This is a genomic window from Streptomyces sp. ALI-76-A (genome assembly GCF_030287445.1).
Classification (GTDB): Bacteria; Actinomycetota; Actinomycetes; order Streptomycetales; family Streptomycetaceae; genus Streptomyces.
Genome location: NZ_JASVWB010000002.1, coordinates 1,112,880 through 1,131,005, shown reverse-complemented (window position 1 = coordinate 1,131,005; position 18,126 = coordinate 1,112,880). Strand labels below are relative to the sequence as shown.

Sequence of the window (18,126 nt, the reverse complement as noted above, 5' to 3'; positions counted from 1 at the left end):
CCGCGGCAACGACAACAGTGACCGTGATCGCAGTACCGGAGACAGTTCGAGGCCGCGGCGAAGACACGCTGATCTGGCACAAGCCTGTGGGCCGCGTCGTCGAGGAGTTCCAGGCCATCGCCTGCCGCAGCGACGAAGGCATCATTATGCCGAGTCCGAAGCAGAACGTGTCGCTCAGCCTCGGCAAGCCGGGCGAGCGCTGGTGCCCCGACTGCCTGAATCGCACTGCACCTTGACCCCCTAGTGCGCCTGTACGCGAGCAGCCTCGCGCCGGGGGTGGCGATCACTGCCCCGACCATGGCGAGCGGAGACCGGGTCGGCAACAACATCGATGAGACCCGCGCTGAGCCCCCGATGTGGATGTCTCCCGCCGGCCTCCGGGTCATGGACGACCTCGTCGAGCCCTTCTGCCAGGCCGCGCTGAACGGCCGGGGTGCCGCGTACGAGAACAAGCGCCTGGACGCGGAGATGTGGAACGGCGGCCTCCGCCGCGTCACCGAGATGCACGGCAAGCCGTTCACTCCGGTCCCCGTGAGGCACCAACTGCGCTGCGACGCCCCGAACTGGAGGTGGGGCACCGATGAAAGAATGGCCTTTGCGCCGACGGAACGGTCCGCACGCTTCTCTAACCGCCATCATCCGACGCCGAGTTACTTGTCCAAGGAGAGCATGTGAGCGAAAACACCGGTTCTGAGTTTTTCCCGGAACTCACGCCCTCGCCGGACACGAGTGAACCGGCGTGCGGCTACACCGAGGCCGAGCCAGGCACGAGCGGCACTGAACCGTGCGGACAGAGCCCTGCGTGGCACATCGCCTGGCGGCTCGCGTCGCCAACCGGCGGGCGCAGGGCGCGTTCGTTTGCGACGACCACATGCGCGCCGTAGTCGATTCCTACGTCTACGCCGATCGGCACGCGGTCGGGCCGAACTGTGGCATGCCGGGAACCGTGTGGTGGAGGAGCTGGATGGGCAAGGCTGAGTGCGTCGTAGTAGCCGACGAAGCCAGTGCGAAGTAGGAAGTGCCGGACGCTGCGGGTACTCCCTTGCCACCGTCTCCCGGCAGCTCCACGGCTCGGTCTGACGAGCCCCTGAGCCCAGCAACGGATGCCAGCCAGGACCCGCGAGAGCGCGGGAATGATCTCCGTTGAGATGCGCGTCCCCCGAGGTCAAGCGGGTTACGTCGATGCCCCGAGGTACGGCAGTGACCCAGGCGCTCCCGCCGTCGGTGAGCGCTTGAGTACCGAGGTCACGCTCTCCATGGGTGAAGGCAAAGACCCCGCCCCGATCGCGTTCATCGGCAGGACCCGCGTCGACCCACAGCCGTCAAGCGAATACTCCGCGAGACGGCACCCGACTTCGTCTCCGTCGCCTTCTTCGACGAGGAACAGGAGCGTTGGCGGCACTGCTGCCGGAACCCGCGTGCTGGGGCCACCCCTGGCACGACCACCCGCACATCTGGTGCCCCGGACACCGCCTCGACGCGCCCGTGTCTGGGTGAGTCGTCTACCGCCCACCCACACCACACACGCTGGCCGCCCGTGCTGATGACACGGGCGGCCTGCTCCGACCGTACTCGCCCGATCTGGAGATGACATGACCCAGCCCGACTCGACTGAGACCGCCCGCCATCTCCCCGCCGACTGGCCTCCGGCCGTGCGCGACGCGTTCTGGACTGCCGTGAACGCGCCGACCTACGGCGAGTCGGCCGCCGCCACGCTGGCCTTCGCGCAGATGCTGGCCCCGCCGCCGGTCGTCTCGTCCGACATGGCCGCCGAGGCGCAGCCCACCACCAAGCCCGAGGCGTCGGCAGCCATCCGCAGGAAGCTCCGGCAGTGGGCCTACGCCGCAGGGCACATCGAGTCGGAGCTGGACGGCGCCGTCGACCGGATGTACGCGCTGATCGCTCAGGACATCCCCGCCTTGCGCCGGGCCGCGAAGTTCCTGCGCCGTACGGAACTGAACCTGCCGGCCACGGCCGACTCCAAGACCCACGACGCCATCCTCATCTCCGCTCTGCGGCTGGACGACCAGGCCGACGAGCTGGGCGGGCAGGCCCCGGATCCGACCGTGCGGGAGACCCGGCGCCCGATCTTCAACCAGCTCGTTGCCCCCGAGGCCGGCAGGCCCGTCTTCCACGAGGAGGCGAAGGCGCTCCTCGACGCCCACGAGGACGCGATCCGGGCAGCCGCCGCGGTGGGCGTGCTGCGCCTCCAGGGCGCGATGCTCGCCCTGCACCCGAAGACCGCCAGGCCCCGGCACGGGTGCTGCGCGACGCCGAAGGTCTGCAAGGGGACGCACGGGCCGGAGTGCCGCAGCAGCGAGCACACGATCGGTGGCCGCGACCCGTGGCCGTGCCAGTCGCTGCGCGCCGTCGGGATCCGCAGCGACGAGGACGCCGACGCCGTACGCCAGGCCCTGGCCGCCCTTGAGCGCCAGACCGACCCCTACGGCTATCCGAGCCGGAAGAAGACGAACCGCGGCCGCACCCTGCACGCCACCCGGCAGCTCGATGACGACATCGGCGACGCCGGCGCGTGCGGCATGTACTTCCCGCGGGACACGGTGAGCAGCCTCGAGGACCCCGGCACCGAAGTGTCGTGCCAAGCCTGCGTGAAGGCACTCCTCAGCAAGCGCGAGGAGGCCGAGGCCGCCGCAGAAGCCACGCACTGCTGCACCCTGCCGCCGAACCGGTTCCTGCCCTGCGGTTGCTGCCCGCACCAGGTCTGCGAGGACTGTGAGCGCTGTGCTCACACGTGCGAGTGCGGCACCGGCGGAACCCCCGCCCAGCTCGCCGGGGCCGCCGGTGAGTTGTGCCCCAACGGCCAGCCCCGCCCGGAGTGCTCCGAGAGCGACCCATGCGAACCCTGCTGGCAGGACGGGCAGGAGGAGGGCGACGCGATCGAGGCCAGCATGGGCCTGCGCTGAACCCCGCCCCCCACGGCCTGCGCCGACCGGCGGGGGCGGGGCCGTTGGCCTGCTCTCGCAGGACGGGCTCGGTGTCGCCGGGGCGCACCGAGCCGCAAGGACGGCGTCGTAACGCCCCCGCCTCCCGGGTGCAGGCTGACCCGAACGGCTGGCCGCCCGCCGGTTCCTTGAAGTCCGCAAAGCCCCCGTCGGCTGAGCATGATGCTCGCTGGGCGGGGGTCTCTCTTTTTCTGCCTGATCAACTGAGCTGATCCGGTCTGGTCTTCGAAAGATCACGTCCACGTGAGGAGTACAGCCATGAGCCAGCCCCTCGAACCCACTGATCCCCGACAGACGGAGCACATGCGCTGCGACTGGGTTCCGGACCTGGGGCCCGCGCACTGCCACCTGTGCTCCGAGATGACGGGGCGAGACGAGGTCTCCCCGGGACCGCACTGTCCGACGCGCGCCGTCGAGGCCGCCAGGGTCGCCTTCGAGGTGGCGGCGGGCTACGAGCACGCTGCGCCGGTGGTCCTGCACGCCAGCGAGTTCGCTGATGTTCATGGCGCAGTGAGTGCCGCGTTGCAGGCCCGCGCAGATCAGATGCCCGAGCTGCCGCGGCACACGGTGCCCATTGTGGCGAGCTACAGCATCCGTGGCGCACACGCGGAGCTCGACGGCGTGACGTGCCCGTCTGCTGCCGGCCTCACCACCGCCGTGATCACCATCCGCACGTCCTACCCGATCGACCGACTGACGCTGATCCCCGTGATCAGCCAGATCTCCCATGAGGTCGAGAGCGCAGCCGAGGAGCAGGACGACGCCTACGTCGCCGAGAAGATCTACATCGTCGAGGAAGGACCCAGCGCATGAACGCCACCACCAGCACCGCGGGTTCGACGTGGCGCGACCGCGCCGTCAAGACGATCGGCCGGGTGCTGCTCACCCTCATGATTGCGACGAACGTGATCGTCCTCGCGCCGGCTGCGGTCTTCTGCGTCATGACCGGCCAGTACACGCCGATCATCGTCAGCATCGCCTTCAGTGGCGTGTGCTGGTGGATCCTCCTGCGTACCCTTCGGGCTCTTGCCGACAAGCGCCTCGCGAGGAAGGCGCTCATGAGCGCGACCCAGAACTGAAACCGTAGTCCAGATTCGATCCGAAAGAAGCACAGCGCCATGAATGAGCACCAGCACCATCAGCACGAATGATCTTGCGAACCTTCAGGTCGGCGACAAGGTCGTCGTCAAGCCCGGCTGGGGAGGTCGGGAGGAAGAGACCTTGGTCCGGCTGGGCAGCGATTCCTGGTACGACCTGGTCACCGGGCTCCAGGACGGCTCCGGGGCCACGCGCATCGAGCGCGTCGCCTGACGAACAGCACAGCCAAGACCCCCGCAGGGACCGTTGGCGGGGGTCTTCCTTTTTCGCACGCTCAGCCCCAGCTTCTCACTCCGAGTCAGTCGGGCTGTGCAATCCTTGTCGAAAGGTCTTTCGAATGACATGGCCTCGAATCGACAGGCGATCCCGAATGGCCTGACAGGGGGGCGAGTTGGGGGAGAAGGAATCGGATGAGACGCGGGTAGTGCGCTGCAAGGCAGCGCCGGGGGTCTCACTGCCGAATCCATCGCATCTTCCCGGGGAGACCGCCATGCCCGAGCGCACCGAGCACGCCCTGCTCTACATCAAGTATGTCGACGACGCCCTTGCCGAGCAGGGTGTCGCCGCAGTCGAAGGGGCGATCTCCGGCATCAGCCTGAGGATCCTGGCGCGGGCTCTACCTGACGGCCGGACGTCCGTCGCCGTCTCGCTCTACAGGCGCGTGCACCGCATGCGCGCCTCGGGCAAGGCATTCCACTACTGGACATCCGAGAAGCTCACGTCGATGGCCCGCACGAAGAAGGACCTCGTCGTCCTGCGCGAGATCGACCGCCGCACCGGCAAATCCACCACCCGCCATGTCTTCTCCGAGACCGTGGTCGAGTCCTGGATCCACGGGCTGTCCAGGACACTGCAGCGGTGGATGCGCAGCAACCCGCAGGCCCGCAGGCTCGAAGGACCGGAGCCCGAGGGAGTCGACAACGCCGTGGGCCAGGCGATCGCCGCGATCCGCGAACACATCGGCGAGCTGCCGAACAGGAACGACCGCTTCCCGCTGCTCAAGGACGACCGGCAGGATCGTCCGGCCTCCGACTACCTGCCCTATCTCGATGCCCACGACCATGCGCAGGTCGCGAAGAACCTCTTCGGCGTGCGCGTCTACCGTCGGCCGCTGGCCCGCGAGGTGGAGCGTCTGGACATCAGCACCCTGAACTGGTTCGCCATGTTCCGCGGGCTGGTGCCCGTGGACTGGCTCATCGACACAATGCGCACCACGAAATCAGCCAGCGGCCGCAGCCTGATGCGCGAGCGCTCGCTCACATCCCTGCAGCGGCGAGGCATCCGCTCGATCCTGCGCCGGACTCCGCAGCCGGTGCTGCGACGGATCCTCAAGGAGCCCGTCCACCAGGCGCGGCGCACGCTGGCCGACGCAGCCAACTACACGGCTCACCGTTTGGCCGTCACCCGTGACCTCGACCTCCTTCCGGAGATCATCGCTGCCCGCGGGCAGCGCCGGGTCCGCGGCTCCCGTGACCTCGAGCACCTGGTCCGGGACCTGCCTGCAATCGAGCGCTGGCACGACCCCCGGGGCCGCACGGCCCAGTGCGTCATACAGGAGGAGATCTACGCCCTTCGCGAGATGGAGCACTACAACCGCGAGATCCGGCTGCTTCCCGGGGGCACGGCCCAGGTCGCTGACTGGGACCTCTGGAAGGACGAGGCGTTCCGCGTGCAGGCGCTGGGTCTGATCGAGGACCGTCGCCGCGAGCTGATGGCTGCCCGCGATCGTGAGCGCCACGAACGCGAGGAGGCCCGCCGTCTCGAGCGGATCGCGAAGCAGGCCCAGCGCCACCAATGGGCACTGCAGACGGCCGCACTGCTGGATGGTCGGGAAGCAGCCCCCGGTCTCAGCCTCATCGTCGCCCGTGATGCCGAGACGCTCTCCCGCTGGGGTGCGATGCTCAACAACTGCATCGGCGAGTACGCCGGCGAGCTGGAGCTGGACGTGTTCGCCGCGGTCTGCGAAGCGGACGGCCGCGTGCGTCTGAACCTGCAGATCACGCAGTCGCATGGCGTAGAGCAGATCCTCGGGAAGTACAACCGCGACGCCGTGCGCGAGCTCGGCGAAGCGGCCCAGCAAGTCGTCGACGGGCTGGTCGCCATGGAAGTCAGCTTCCACTCGGATGCTCTGGGCATGGACGGGCTGCGACTGCCCCAGAGGACTCACTGACGCCAAATCTCTACAAGGACCCCGACCTGGTGCTCCGGCATCAGGCCGGGGTTCTTCTCTTGCTACCCGGAATGCCGGAGGAGCACGTGGACTGCAGGGAATCTCTTTTCTGTGCTTCTACTGCTCTGTGATCAGCACAGCTGATCCGGGAGACGACTCGCAAGTATGAGCCCATGAGACGTCAGGAGTGACTACCGTGGCCCAATGCAGTCAGACGCCCATGTTCACTGATACCCTCGGATTCCTCTCGAACTTCGATGAGACGCCCTTCTTCGTCCCGCCGCTGGGACGCGAAGCTGCCTCCGGTGAACACGCATTCAACGCGCTGAAGACCCTCGATCCCGCTGAGCAGAACCACGTGCTCAGTGCTCCGACTCCCGGCGAAAGCAAGGGGCGGGGCCGCCGGGTGACGCTGCGCCCCGGCTGGAACACCGGAATGCGCGTCTGGGCCATGCAGCGTGTGCTCATGGCCAAGTTCGCTGTCCCCGGCCTGAGCCAGCGGCTCGTCGCCACCGGTGACCTGATGCTCGTCGAGACGAATCACTGGCATGACCAGTTCTGGGGCTCGTGCTTTTGTCCGAAGCACGAGCAGGTCCCAGGCGCGAACATGCTCGGCGAGTTGTTGATGGCCATTCGCGCACACCACAGCTGACGGTCAGTTGTCACACCGGAAGCCCTCCCCGGCAGAGCGTCATGCTCCGCTGCGGGGAGGGCTTCCTTTTTCACTTCCCGCTCTGATGCTGCAGACAGTGCAGCGAAGACCCCACCGCCCGGAGCACTTGCTCCGACGGTGGGGTCTCTTTTTCCGCGGCCCTGCGTGTGCCTACGGCCTGAACTCCTGGGCGTGGGTCGTGAATTGGATCGTGCCGGCGGTAGTTAGTCGGTGACGCGGTAGGGGTGGCCCACCTGCGGCCAGTCCCCGTCGGCGGTGACGTTGTGCGGCCACCGGCACGGGACGGTCTCGATATGCACGCCAGGATGCTCCTCACAGCGGACCCGGTTGTTCGGGGTGACCTCGGGGAGCGGGACCGAGATGACCACGGTCGGCACGGACATGCCGAGTTCGGCTTCGTCTTTCGCATGCTGCTCCAGGGCGGCGGAGAGCGCGGTGTCGCGGATGTTGAGGGTCTGGGTCTCGCCGTTGTGGTGGGTGACGAGGGCGGTGTCCTCGTAGCTGATCCAGCCCGAGTCGTCCCTGGTCGGTTCGACCATGACGGAGGTGACGGCTTTGCCGGTGGATTCACGGTGCTGGAGGACTTCAACGGCCGCGGATGTGAGCTTGCTGATTTCCATGCTCAGTTCTCTACCTTCTCCTCCGCATGGTTCTCGACCTGGGCGGCCCTGTCATGGCGCTCGGCCTCTTCGACCTGGTTGTCCTTGACGGGGTATACGCGCCCGTCAGCGGAGCGGTACAGCGTCCCGGACTCGATCAGCGGCAGCACCCGCGCGGGGCTGACCATGCGTCCGGCGTGCGCGAACCTGTCGCCGTCGCGCTGCCACAGCAGACCAGCGGCGGCAATCTCGATGATCTCGGCATCGGTGCCCGGGGTTGCGGTGGGTATGAACTCGCGGGACACATGGAGGGGTTCGCCGCCCTCGGCCTGGTCGTCGTCCTCCTCGGGGCTGACGTCGTCGCCCGCGAACGTCACAGCGTCGAGTACCCACGCGCGGGCCTCGGACATCGCCTTGAGTTCGGTTCGGTCCCCCTTTCCGTCGAGCGTGCCGCCCGTGGAGAACTCCCAGCCGTCCGGCGTCCACTCCCACAGCATCCGCACGACCCGGCCGCGCTCCTCGTTCACGTCATGGACTTGCACCACGGCCGCACTCGCAGGGTGGACCAGGGTGCGAGAGGTCCACCGGCCGGACTTCTCAGCCTGGGAGATCAGCGCGACCGCTTCCGCCGGGAGCCCCTTGGACTCCTCATCGAGGCGGGCCGCCTTCTCCTCGGCCGCCGCCTTCTCGGCCTTCTCGGCCTCCTCGTCCACCGGGGTTTCCCCCGGCCAGTACTGACGGGCGGACAGCAGCCGGTACTGCTGCCCCTTCACGTCGTCGTGGGCGGCGTCGGTCTCCGGCTCGGTGACAGCCTCGGCCTTCATCACCCGGAACCACAGGCGGTAAGCCCGCTCCCCATCCTCCGTGAGGCCGAAGGCGCGCACGCCCGGCGCCACGGCGAACACCTTCACGTACCCGGCCGACCACAGCGCCGGGACACGGTCCCGCTTGATACGGGCCGACACGTCGGCACGGTCCGGGCTGACGTCGTACGCCTTGAACCCCCCACGCGTCTCCCTGACCTTGCCTTCACGGATCCAGCCCAGCGCCCGCCACTGGCCGCGGGAGAAGCTCAGGGCGGCGGCCTGCTCGACCTCGGCCGGTGTGACCACGCCCTCATCACGGCGCGCGTGGTCGTCGGCGTGCAACTGGGCGGCGAGCTCGGCGTCGGCCCGGTTGTCGAACTGCATTGCCGCGCGCTCGTACTCGGTTCCGTCGCCGAACTTGTCCACCCACACAGTCACGGGGGCGTGCCGGGTGCACTCGACACCCCAACGGGTCTCCGCCAGGTCGAACGCGGCGGCTCGGGCGAACGCCTCACCGGTATACGCCGCACCAACGGCCATCGGCTCGGCCTTGTTGCCGTCGTCGGTCGCGGCCGGCTCGGAGGTGGAGGCAGTAACCGGGGCGGCCACCAGCTCACCGTCGGCGTGCCTGCGGACGATGTCCCGGACGTCTTCAACGACGAACTCGCTGTCGATCACGGACGGGCTGCCGATCCGGTCGCCGTTCGGGGAGGCGATCACCCACGGCCACACCTCGCGATCCTCATGAACCACCGTGTACACCTCGCCGCGCGTGATCGCGTGCCACAGGCCGTCAGCGATCCGCTTCACCGTGATCCGCCGCTTGCCCGCCATGCCCCCGAACCTTTCTGTGTCGCTGCTGTTCTGCTGTGTGTTCGTGCTGCCTGCCGGGAGAGCGGGGAAGTCCTCGATCCCCCGCGCTGCCAGTTCGCGGCACTCCCCGCACCGCCAGTCCATCGGCCACACCCCCCGGCAGCACCGGCGCGGCGCCCTGGCCTCAGCCTCCCGGGCCGCCTCACGGCGGGCCTCCCGGCGGTCCCGGATCCGCGCCCGCCTCATCAGCGCCTCGGTGCGCTTGCGTGTCTTCTCCGCCTCGACGGCCGCCCGCTCCGCGCCTTTTCGGGCGATGGCCAGGCGGCGGCGTTCCTCACCGCCCCCGGGGAGCACCTGCAAGGCGTGCGCGTCCTGCCCGGCGTGGCTGTCCCACTGGCGGGCGCGGCGGGCCTTGCGAACGGACGCCATGACGTCGGCCTCATCGCGCAGCACGCCCGGCCCGGCAGCCTCGGCGAGCCTGAGCGCCTCGTGTCCGTCCTCCGTCGCCACGACCAGACCCGAGGCATGACGCGCGAGGTATCCGCAGCGGGCGAGCAGCCGCACCCGCTCACCCTTGACCCGCCGCCCCGTACGGCCGTCCGCGTCCACCGCGCGGAACCCGGAACCGTCGGCCTTCAAGCCACCGGCTGCGGCCAGGCGGACCGTCGTCACGAACGCAGCGCACCAGCCGAGAGCGGCCATGGTGCGGGCCGCGTCGTACGGCGCCGCCACCTGCCCCCCAGCAGGCAGAGCCAGCCGGGCGCGGGCACCCGAATCCAGGGGCGCGTCGCTCTCCGCCACCCCCGAGCCGGCGAGTTCGGCGAGGGCAGCGACAGCCTTACGGACGGCCTCGTTCGCCCGCTCCGCCTGTCCGGCGGCGTCGGCGGCGGCCGGACGGTACCCGGCGGCGTCCGCCACGGTGGCGGCTTCGATGGCTGCCGCCGCGTGCTCGGACGCGAGGCCCGCGTATTCCTCGGCGGCCTGGCGGTCGCCGGCCTCGGCGCAGCGCTCCGCGTCCTTGGCGGCGGACTCGGCAGCGAGCCGGGCGGAGAACGCGATCCGGCTCGACCGGACTGAGGCAACCAGGGTGGCCCGGTCGGCGCGCATGTCGGCGGCCAGGGCAGCGGCCCCGTCCTGCGCCCTCTTGTCGCCACCCCGCTCGCGCACAGCCGCACGGGCTTCCCGCTTCGCACGGTCGTCACCGTCGGCCGCGCCCTGGACCATGAGCGCATCGGCCAGCGCCTCGGACGGCCACGGCGCCCGCTCGCCCTCCTCCAGAGCCTCCGTGAGCAGTTGCCCGCACAGCTCCGCCGCACGGTCGCCCCACTGCCGCCAGTGCAGAGCGCACGTCTTGGGGTCGCCCTTGGCCAAGTCGCGGGCGAGGCCGACCACCTCCCGCCAGGAGAACCGGCCACCCCCATGGGCGTCGTGCAGGATCCGGCCGGAAAGACAGCGGGCACAGGCGACGAACCGGCCGAGTTCACAGCCCTGATCGGTGACCACAGACACCCAGCAGCGGGCACCGGAGCGCTTCGCGCTGCACTTGCCGACGTAGGGCGCGGACATCGCACAGTACGCGTCAGGGTCGGCCGCCGTGTCGTCGTCGGCACACACGGAGACCACGCGCAGACGGGAGTTCGCCACGCCTTCCAGGGCGAGACTCCACACCTTCCACTCGGCGACGTACCGCCGGTTGTCGGGCCCCTTGCGCGCCCAGTCCTCACCCGTGCGGCCCTGGCGGCCGTCGGCGGCGGTCAGGTGCTCGAACCCCCAACGGCATTCGGCGACCAGGCCCACGGCGCCGAAGCGGCGGACCAGGAACACGCCGGGCTCAAGCTCCACACGGTCCGGCGAGCACTCGAACGCCGGGGCCTGCGCCGTGTACTGCCCGTACTTCTCCCACAGGGCGGCGAACCGGGTACGGGTGGCGGAGTCCTCACGGATCCGGGCGAGCACGTTGGTAAGGGGGCGGTTCTCAATGTTGGCGGGCCACCAGTACGAGCCGTCAGCGTCGTGTCCGGCCTCCCAATGGCCCTCTTCCGGACGGCAGTGGGTGACGGGCCGGATCCGGAACGCGTGCCCGGCCGCCGTCGTCAGCACCCAACCGGCGGCGGGCTCCCGCCCGTCCAGGAACGACACGGCCGCGATCGACTCGCCCTCTTCCAGCGCGGCCGAGAGCTGGGCGGCGACGTCGTCACCGGCCGCCGCCTCCGGCTGCCCGGCGGCGACGTCGGTGTAGCGGGACACGGCCGCCTGCTCCCGCTGTTCCTCGGCCAGCTCACGCCCCGACAGGGAAGCGATCCGCTCGCACTCCGCGACGCGCGCCGCCTCGGCCGTCTCCTGCTCGGCGGGCAGGGCGGCCGCCTCGCGCGCATAGCGCCGAATCAGCTTCCGGCCGTCGGCCGTGCCGTGGGCGTGCCCGATGATCGGCGCGGAGACCGCCGACCCGCGCCAGGCCGGAGCGTCGTCGCTGTCGACGTCAGAGAGATCGGTTCGTTCTTGCGTGATCGTCATCGCTGCACCTCCAGAGCAGCAGCGGGTTTTTCGGTGGTCTCCTGAGGTGACACGATGATCAGCCGCCGTGATCCATTGACCGCCCGGGCCAGCCTGAGCTTCCGGCCCCAACCGCCCAAGACATGAGCGAGAGCGGGCCACGACTCGAAAGTCTCCAGCGTGAGGACGTTGCGACGGCGCACCACCGCGGGGATGTGCAGCAGCGTCAGATGCACGTAGATCATGTGCATGGCCTGCGGTGCTATGTCCTCTGCCATCACATGCAGTTGCGTCTGTGGGTTCAGGCCGTGCTCGAGCATCGCCTGCGACAGAGCAACCATGAACGCGCCCGCGCCGCAGCTGGGTTCATACACATTGGCGAAGCCGTCCCTCTGCACCTGCTCGACCACCGAGTCGATCTGCATCTCGGCCATCAACTGGGCGATGTCGTAGGGTGTGTAGTACTGGCCGAGCCGCTCGTTGCCGAGCTCCAACTCCATGTAGAGGCGGCCGAGTACGTCGCAGGGCTCGCGCTCCATCTCCGTGGTCACCAGCGCCAGGGCGTGCGCGAAGCGGTCCAGCTCTGTTCTGCTGTAGCGGCCGGCGATCTTGAGGTACTGCCCTTCGCGCGCTTCCCAGGACTCGCTCCCGCGGACGTCCACGGCGTTGCGCAGAGCCAACGCCGCCATCTCGACGAAGTTGTCGAAGACTTCGCTCATCCGCTTCGCGCCGGTGTTCGTCGCCAGCAGCTTCACGATCTCGCGGTAGCCGCTCATACGCTCGGCTCGATGGTGCTCTTCGAGCCGAGCGTGAGGACCGCGGCGGAGCCCGGGAGCTCCTCATCCGACCCGAGCAGCTTCCGCCGGGCCTGCTCGTGAAGCAGAACCAGCGGAGACGCAGCGTCGCAGTGCTCGCGCAGCAGGGCGTAGCAGCGCTCGAACGACTGGCGGATCGCCTCGTCCCAGATCGACGCACCCGTCGCATCGAGGTAGACCATCCCGCCCAGGCGCAGCGACTCGGAGCGGCAGTCCGCGTCCTTGACCCCGTCGCGGATGAACGCAGCACGATCTCGTCCGACAACTCGATGCGGCTGCTGATCTCTTCGACCTCGGCCTTCGAGGTCGCATCCAGTGCCTCACACATCAGACCACCTCCTTACTGCGCTTGCCCGCGGGCTTCGCGGCAAGGGACTGCTGCTCGACGTGGCGCGCCGCGATGTACAGGCCTTCGCGGTTCAGGTGCCGTGAGTAGCTGGAGTCGAGGTAAAGCACGGGCACGTCGCCGGCGGCCTTCAGCAGCGCCGGGTGCAGCAGGTGCTTGATCGGACCCGAGCCGCCGCCGTAGACGTAGACGACCTCGGTCGTCGCGCCGGCCTGGGAGAGGACGTCGCCGAAGGAGGAGGCGATCTCGGCGACCAGGTAGCTGGCCTCGTCCTCGACGAAGCCGGCGGCGCGCTGGTGACGGTTCTTCACCAGCACGGACGGCTCCGCGTGGAGGAAGTCGGCCAGCTGCTTGCGCGAGGAGAACAGCAGCGTGGCGTCCGACTCGCTCATGCGCTCCATGGCGTTCATCAGCGCGGTGCCGTAGCCCTCGTCGAGGGTGTCGGCCGCCTCCGGGTTGAACCGGCCATCGGTGAAGACCGGGAAGTTCACGGTGCCCTCGCCGACGTCGACGCCGATGGTGTTCTGCACCGCCACCAGATCGGAGGCGGAGACACCTTCCACGATGGACGCGTCACGGGCGCGCAGATCATCGAGAAGAGCCTGGGCCAGCGGCTCGCCCTTGTCGGTGATGGCGAACTGCGCGGAGGCACCCTCGGCCATCACCTGGACGTCGACGAACTGCAGACGCACCGAGACGGGAGTGCTGAAGTTCTTGATCGTCACCAGGTGCACCGTCGAATCCGCACTGCCCAGCAGACCGATGAACTCGGCGGCGTAGGCGTGGCGGCGCGCGACGAACTCGGAGATGGGCAGCGCCAGGCCGGCGCGCACCTGCACGCGCAGCTCGTGATCGGGCAGCGCGCCGTTCTCGCGGACGTAGTCGCGCAGAGCCTTCGCGGCGAAGACACCCAGCACCAGGACCTTGCTCAGCTCCTGATCGGCCTTGGAGTGCTTACCCAGCACCTCGAACTCGGTGAACTTCGAGCCACGCACAGACAGCGCTGCGCGTCCGAAGATCCGGCGGTCGGACGCCGCCACCAGGGGAGTGGTGAGCGAGCAGTCGATCTGGTTGTAGAAGTCGCCGGCCAGCACGGAGGCCGCATCCGAGTCGGGGAGTGGCACCTTCGGCGAGGTGCGGGAAGTCGAGACGACCGCGCTGGGCAGATCGATCTCGTCGAAAATCCCCTGCTTCGTGTTCTGGATGACGCCCTTGACGTAGCCGTTGCCGACGTCGATGCCGCCGGTAAGAGTGATGGTGTCGTTGCTGTTGGCGCTCATGAATTCGATCCCTCGGTGTCTGTGTTGTCTGCCTGGGAAATGAAAGTGACCGCGTCACTCAGCGCCGAGTACTCGCCATGATTTCGTCGATGGATGCCTGCTTCGGCGGCTCCGGCGGTGCGCTGGGGGCGCGTGCCGCGGGGTCCTCGGCCGTCTCAACCGGTGCGGGAACCGGCTCGGGCTGGGCTACCGGCGCTGGTGCTGTCTTCTCGACGACAGCGTCGGCCTGGCCGGCCACGGGCTGCGGCTGCGGCTGAACCAGCCGGGCGGCCGGACGGCGATCAGTTGTGGCCTCGTCGTCCTCGTGCTGCTCGGTGCTCTCCAGCGGCGGCCGGCCGCGACGCGGCAGCTGATCGACGGGCTTGTAGAAGACGTCGATGTACCCGTCGCGCTGAATGGACTCCCGAATGAGCAGTCGAATCGATTGCGAGATGTCCGCCTGCTCATTGAGCCACTCGATCACCGAGGTATCGGCAGCGGGAACGGTCCAGCGGACCTTGCGAGATTCACCCGACTGATTCGCCATTGCACTCACCTCGCCCTGCCACTCGCTCCCGCACTTCATCCGGTCGTTCGCCGGATGTCTCTTGCTCTGCCATATGGACTCACCGCCTTTCTTGTCTCCCTCGAATGCGAATCGACGCGAGTCCACTCTAGTGTCCCTATTGAGTCCTGTGCAAGTCCCATTCGATACACGAGTGGAGTACCGTTGGTGTCCCTATCGAGTACCGGCAGGGACGCCTACGAGACACCGCAGTGCCCCAGCCTGGGACGACCGCGCGCAAGCCGCCGGCGTCATGCGTCTATGAGCCCCACCTGCGACGCAGCAAGTGCGCACCCGGGGCACCTGCGAGACACCTGCGGTACCGACACTGATCCAGAAGAGGCGCGGCGAAGTACGAACGGCGTCCCCGTGGTGTCCCGGTTGTGCCTCCTGGGAGACGCCATCCGGCATCCCCGCACAGGTGAGTCCTCTGAAGGCTCTGTGTGCGACGCCAGTGCGGCACTGTTGGGGCGTGCGCAAGACACCGTGAGGTCGTGCGCAGAACTCCAAGAGGTACACCGGCATCAGTCGGCGTCTTATCGGTGTCCCCATCGAGTCTCGTACGTGTCCCGATGAGTCACCTCGGAGACGCGAGGGGACGCTGTTTCATTGCTGTTTCATGGAGGGCGAAAAGCCTGTCTGTGCCCCCCGCCGAAGCCCGTCGGCGGGCACGGCAGCGCAGCCACGGAACGCCGGCGGAGCGAGATCAGCACAGCCGCCGGCGAGCCGTCGGCACGGTGATGGCACTGCGCTGGTGCGACGGTCGGTACGGAGATGTCATGGTCGCGCAGAGGAGAGCAGAGGGAGAAGGAGCGAAGGGGGAGTAGGTCCCCGCACGCAGCGAGCGTGCGAGGAACGACTTGCTTCCGCGGCAAAGGCCTCTGCTCTTCTACCCCCACGGGCCTTTGCCGCGGAAGCAGCCCCTGGAGGAAGACGACAACGGCCCGATGACGCTGGAGCTGCTCGCTGTGCCCGATGGGCAGCTGGTCGCAGCAGCCGGGCCTTTCTTCTTCTGATGCGTCCACGAAGAACCACCCCGGGCTCGCCGCGCAGGCGCGAAAGGGAACACAGCCCGGGGCCGGAACGTGCGTCGTCGACACGGTGCAGAACGCCCGCCTCGGACGCGGTGCGTGAGGTGCTGGCACGCTGCCGCGGCAGCATCGGAGCAACGACCGGAGCGAGGTGAATCCACGTCGGTGCAGCCAGCACAACACGATGGTGCGAGGCCGGCTGCGCCGCCGCAGCGAGCGGTGGAGCAGAGCGTTATCCACAGCCGAAGCGACGGTGTCGCAAGAGGACGGATCCGCTGCGCGGCGAAGGCTGTGCCGCCGACGGCGGCAGGGTGATGAACCGGGGCTGCGCCCCGTCAGGAGCAGACCCGTACCCCCGCCTCGCTCGTGCCTCACGAGGACGGATCAGCGTGGGGGTACGGCCGTATCGCGGACGTCGAAACAGCAGTACAGCCAAAAGGTGCGATGACCAGGCGAAACAGCCAGACCCGTACCCCCGCTGCGCGGAAAAGGGGGAGGGGTACGGGTCAAGAGGGTACGGACCGTTTCCCCTGATATTCCAGGCCTCCGCTAACGCTCCAGCCGTGGAACAGCGAGGACGACGACAAGGAAGCAAAAGGGCATAAGGGAACCTGATAACACGTGTCCTGCGGACCCTCGCTTCGCTCGGCCTCTCCGCTGTGCTCCGAGGACGTGTTAGTCGGCATAGCCGACGGGTTCCACCGCTTGCTTCGCTCGCCGGTCCGTTGGTCGCTGGCGCTCCCTCCCCGGCTATGCCCAGCGCTGCGCTTGAGAGAGGAAGCCCCACCACTGCCCCGCTGCAGTTGTCCACAGAAGTGGACAGCAGCAAAGGGTGCAGCAGTGGTGGATCGCCTGGTGCTGCGTGCCTGGCTCCGGCGGGAAGCGACGACCCGTGCGACGGCTCGCCACGCGATCCGTCCGGGAGCGGATCACGCCAGCAAGATCTTCCGAGTCGTCAGCCAGCAAAGCTGGCACGGGAGCTGGGTCGAACATCGAGATCACACGGACCCAACAGGGGTCCGCACTCGATGGTCGCCACCCGCACCCGAGACCACGAAGAGACGCCACCATGACGCAGTCCCAGCCCGAAATCTCGCCCTACGACACCGGAGCCCGCTACCAGCCGAAGTTGTGGCAACCGAACAGCGAAGCCGTCGCCGAGGTGATGCGCTCCAGCGAAGCCGGGGACACCGGCAACGTCGACTTCACCAACGGCGAGAACAGCACGGTCGTCACCGTGAACGTCTCCCGCAGCGATGACGGGATGTACACCGTCCACCTCATGCCGATGTGTGATGACGATCAGATCCGCGTCGAGCTCCACCGGGAAAAGGACCTGGCCGTCATCGAGCCCAGTACCAGCCGGCCGGTATGAGCCAGCGACATGCAGGCCGCCGCGCCTGTCCAGACATCGTGGCCCCAGCTCTCGACTCCAGCTGTGGAGACCGCCGAGTCACATGGAGAGGAGACTCGAATGATTGCTGAAATGATTCCAGAATCGTTCTCGCATGTCGTCCTCGTCACCGGTTCCCCAGCTGGAACGACGAGCAGAGCATGCGCTCGGCGTTCAACGACGCCTGGCGCGACTGGGGAGCGGAGAACGTCATCCGGCCGGTACTCATCTCGGGGCACTGCCCCGAAGGTGCCGACGCCATGGCCGAGCGCCTGTGGCGGGCCGCCGGCTTCGAGATCCGCACCTTCCCCGCCGCCTGGTCGGCTCATGGGAAGCGGGCCGGCTTCCAGCGCAACCAGGAGATGGTCGACGCCGCCCAGGTCTTCCGCGAGGCCGGGGCTCAGGTGCTGTGCACAGCCTTCCTCGCCCTCTGCCGGAAGCCCGGATGCCCGCAGCGAGACCAGGAGCAACTCATGCCGCATACGCCGGGGCACTTCTCGCACGGCACCATCCACTGCAGGTCTCGCGCGCGAGCCGCGGGGATCGAGACGGCCACCGTGATCCATCCGTCGCTGCCGCCATTCTGATGACGCACGAAGGGCCCTGCAACGTGCTGCAGGGCCCCTCAAGGACGGATGGGAGGAGTCGGCCGGGAGGCGAACACCAGGCTCAGCGCTACTTGCTCCGATCGATGCCGTGCGCCTCGTCATAGGCCTTCATGACTGCCTTCGGGATGCGTCCCCGTTCCGCGAACTCATAGCCCTCCTTCTTGGCCCACTCGCGGATCCTGTCGCGCTCCTCGGCAGTCGTCTCGGGTACGACTCGCTTCTTGACCGGCGTTGTCTTCCCGGCTTTCCGGCCGGCCTTCAGATACGGCTTCAGCGCTTCCTCAAGCTTCTTCTGCTCCTCAGGTGTGAGATCGATTTCGTACCAGGTGTCACCCAAGCCGAACATCTGTGTAGCCGCATCCGGCTTACCGCTGAGATCCGACTCGACAATGCTTCGAATGGCCATACCAGCGAGAGTAGCCGATACGTAAGGACCTTGGAAAGTCTGTCGCGGTCATTCGAGATAAGTGTGCCATTGAGGGCCCGAATAAGAC

General features: G+C 68.2%; 17 protein-coding genes. 10 read left to right on the top strand and 7 right to left on the bottom strand.

Annotated elements, in window-relative coordinates; genetic code table 11:
* Nucleotides 1-23: 23 nt before the first annotated feature.
* The 8 genes from QQS16_RS05840 to QQS16_RS05805 all read left to right on the top strand — a co-directional run bounded on the left by QQS16_RS05840 (nucleotide 24) and on the right by QQS16_RS05805 (nucleotide 6,883).
* Entirely contained in the window at nucleotides 24-236 is a 213-nt protein-coding gene (locus QQS16_RS05840) for a hypothetical protein (RefSeq protein WP_286060546.1), read from the top strand.
* Nucleotides 237-384: 148 nt separating this feature from the next.
* On the top strand, nucleotides 385-675 hold the full coding sequence (locus QQS16_RS05835) for a hypothetical protein (RefSeq protein ID WP_286060545.1): 291 nt from the start codon (nucleotides 385-387) through the stop codon (nucleotides 673-675).
* Between the two features lie 917 nt (nucleotides 676-1,592).
* The gene (locus tag QQS16_RS05830) at nucleotides 1,593-2,924 is read left to right on the top strand and encodes a PIN domain-containing protein (RefSeq protein WP_286060544.1); all 1,332 of its coding nucleotides are present in this window, start codon (nucleotides 1,593-1,595) and stop codon (nucleotides 2,922-2,924) included.
* A gap of 297 nt (nucleotides 2,925-3,221) precedes the next feature.
* Complete coding sequence (locus QQS16_RS05825) at nucleotides 3,222-3,776, top strand: hypothetical protein (RefSeq protein WP_286060543.1); 555 nt, start codon at nucleotides 3,222-3,224, stop codon at nucleotides 3,774-3,776.
* Nucleotides 3,773-4,042, top strand: a complete 270-nt coding sequence (locus tag QQS16_RS05820) for a hypothetical protein (RefSeq protein WP_286060542.1) — start codon at nucleotides 3,773-3,775, stop codon at nucleotides 4,040-4,042. Before QQS16_RS05825 ends, QQS16_RS05820 begins: the two co-directional genes overlap by 4 nt.
* A gap of 43 nt (nucleotides 4,043-4,085) precedes the next feature.
* Nucleotides 4,086-4,274 (top strand): hypothetical protein, encoded by a 189-nt coding sequence (locus tag QQS16_RS05815; protein WP_286060541.1) that lies wholly within the window; start codon nucleotides 4,086-4,088, stop codon nucleotides 4,272-4,274.
* Between the two features lie 277 nt (nucleotides 4,275-4,551).
* Nucleotides 4,552-6,231 carry a hypothetical protein gene (locus QQS16_RS05810; protein WP_286060540.1) on the top strand — a complete coding sequence of 560 codons (1,680 nt, stop codon included), beginning with the start codon at nucleotides 4,552-4,554 and terminating at the stop codon, nucleotides 6,229-6,231.
* Between the two features lie 220 nt (nucleotides 6,232-6,451).
* The gene (locus QQS16_RS05805) at nucleotides 6,452-6,883 is read left to right on the top strand and encodes an NADAR family protein (protein WP_286060539.1); all 432 of its coding nucleotides are present in this window, start codon (nucleotides 6,452-6,454) and stop codon (nucleotides 6,881-6,883) included.
* A 224-nt stretch (nucleotides 6,884-7,107) separates the two neighbouring features.
* On the opposite strand, the gene QQS16_RS05800 is transcribed toward QQS16_RS05805, so the two are convergent.
* The 6 genes from QQS16_RS05800 to QQS16_RS05775 form a co-directional block, all read right to left on the bottom strand.
* Nucleotides 7,108-7,524 (bottom strand): hypothetical protein, encoded by a 417-nt coding sequence (locus QQS16_RS05800; RefSeq protein WP_286060538.1) that lies wholly within the window; start codon nucleotides 7,522-7,524, stop codon nucleotides 7,108-7,110.
* Between the two features lie 2 nt (nucleotides 7,525-7,526).
* Complete coding sequence (locus tag QQS16_RS05795) at nucleotides 7,527-11,636, bottom strand: hypothetical protein (RefSeq protein WP_286060537.1); 4,110 nt, start codon at nucleotides 11,634-11,636, stop codon at nucleotides 7,527-7,529.
* The gene (locus QQS16_RS05790) at nucleotides 11,633-12,391 is read right to left on the bottom strand and encodes an N-6 DNA methylase (RefSeq protein WP_286060536.1); all 759 of its coding nucleotides are present in this window, start codon (nucleotides 12,389-12,391) and stop codon (nucleotides 11,633-11,635) included. Before QQS16_RS05790 ends, QQS16_RS05795 begins: the two co-directional genes overlap by 4 nt.
* Entirely contained in the window at nucleotides 12,388-12,612 is a 225-nt protein-coding gene (locus QQS16_RS05785) for a hypothetical protein (RefSeq protein WP_286060535.1), read from the bottom strand. Before QQS16_RS05785 ends, QQS16_RS05790 begins: the two co-directional genes overlap by 4 nt.
* 145 nt (nucleotides 12,613-12,757) lie before the next feature.
* Nucleotides 12,758-14,056, bottom strand: a complete 1,299-nt coding sequence (locus QQS16_RS05780) for a ParM/StbA family protein (RefSeq protein ID WP_286060534.1) — start codon at nucleotides 14,054-14,056, stop codon at nucleotides 12,758-12,760.
* Nucleotides 14,057-14,114: 58 nt separating this feature from the next.
* Complete coding sequence (locus tag QQS16_RS05775) at nucleotides 14,115-14,582, bottom strand: hypothetical protein (protein WP_286060533.1); 468 nt, start codon at nucleotides 14,580-14,582, stop codon at nucleotides 14,115-14,117.
* Between the two features lie 2,118 nt (nucleotides 14,583-16,700).
* On the opposite strand from QQS16_RS05775, the gene QQS16_RS05770 reads away from it, so the two are divergent.
* Together QQS16_RS05770 and QQS16_RS05765 are read left to right on the top strand one after the other, a co-directional pair.
* Nucleotides 16,701-17,006, top strand: coding sequence for a hypothetical protein (locus tag QQS16_RS05770; protein WP_286060532.1), 306 nt, complete (start codon nucleotides 16,701-16,703; stop codon nucleotides 17,004-17,006).
* Nucleotides 17,007-17,185: 179 nt separating this feature from the next.
* Complete coding sequence (locus QQS16_RS05765; RefSeq protein WP_286060531.1) at nucleotides 17,186-17,611, top strand: hypothetical protein; 426 nt, start codon at nucleotides 17,186-17,188, stop codon at nucleotides 17,609-17,611.
* An 88-nt stretch (nucleotides 17,612-17,699) separates the two neighbouring features.
* On the opposite strand, the gene QQS16_RS05760 is transcribed toward QQS16_RS05765, so the two are convergent.
* A complete protein-coding gene (locus tag QQS16_RS05760; RefSeq protein ID WP_286060530.1) occupies nucleotides 17,700-18,038 on the bottom strand; it encodes a histone-like nucleoid-structuring protein Lsr2 in 339 nt (112 codons plus the stop codon).
* Nucleotides 18,039-18,126: the final 88 nt, after the last annotated feature.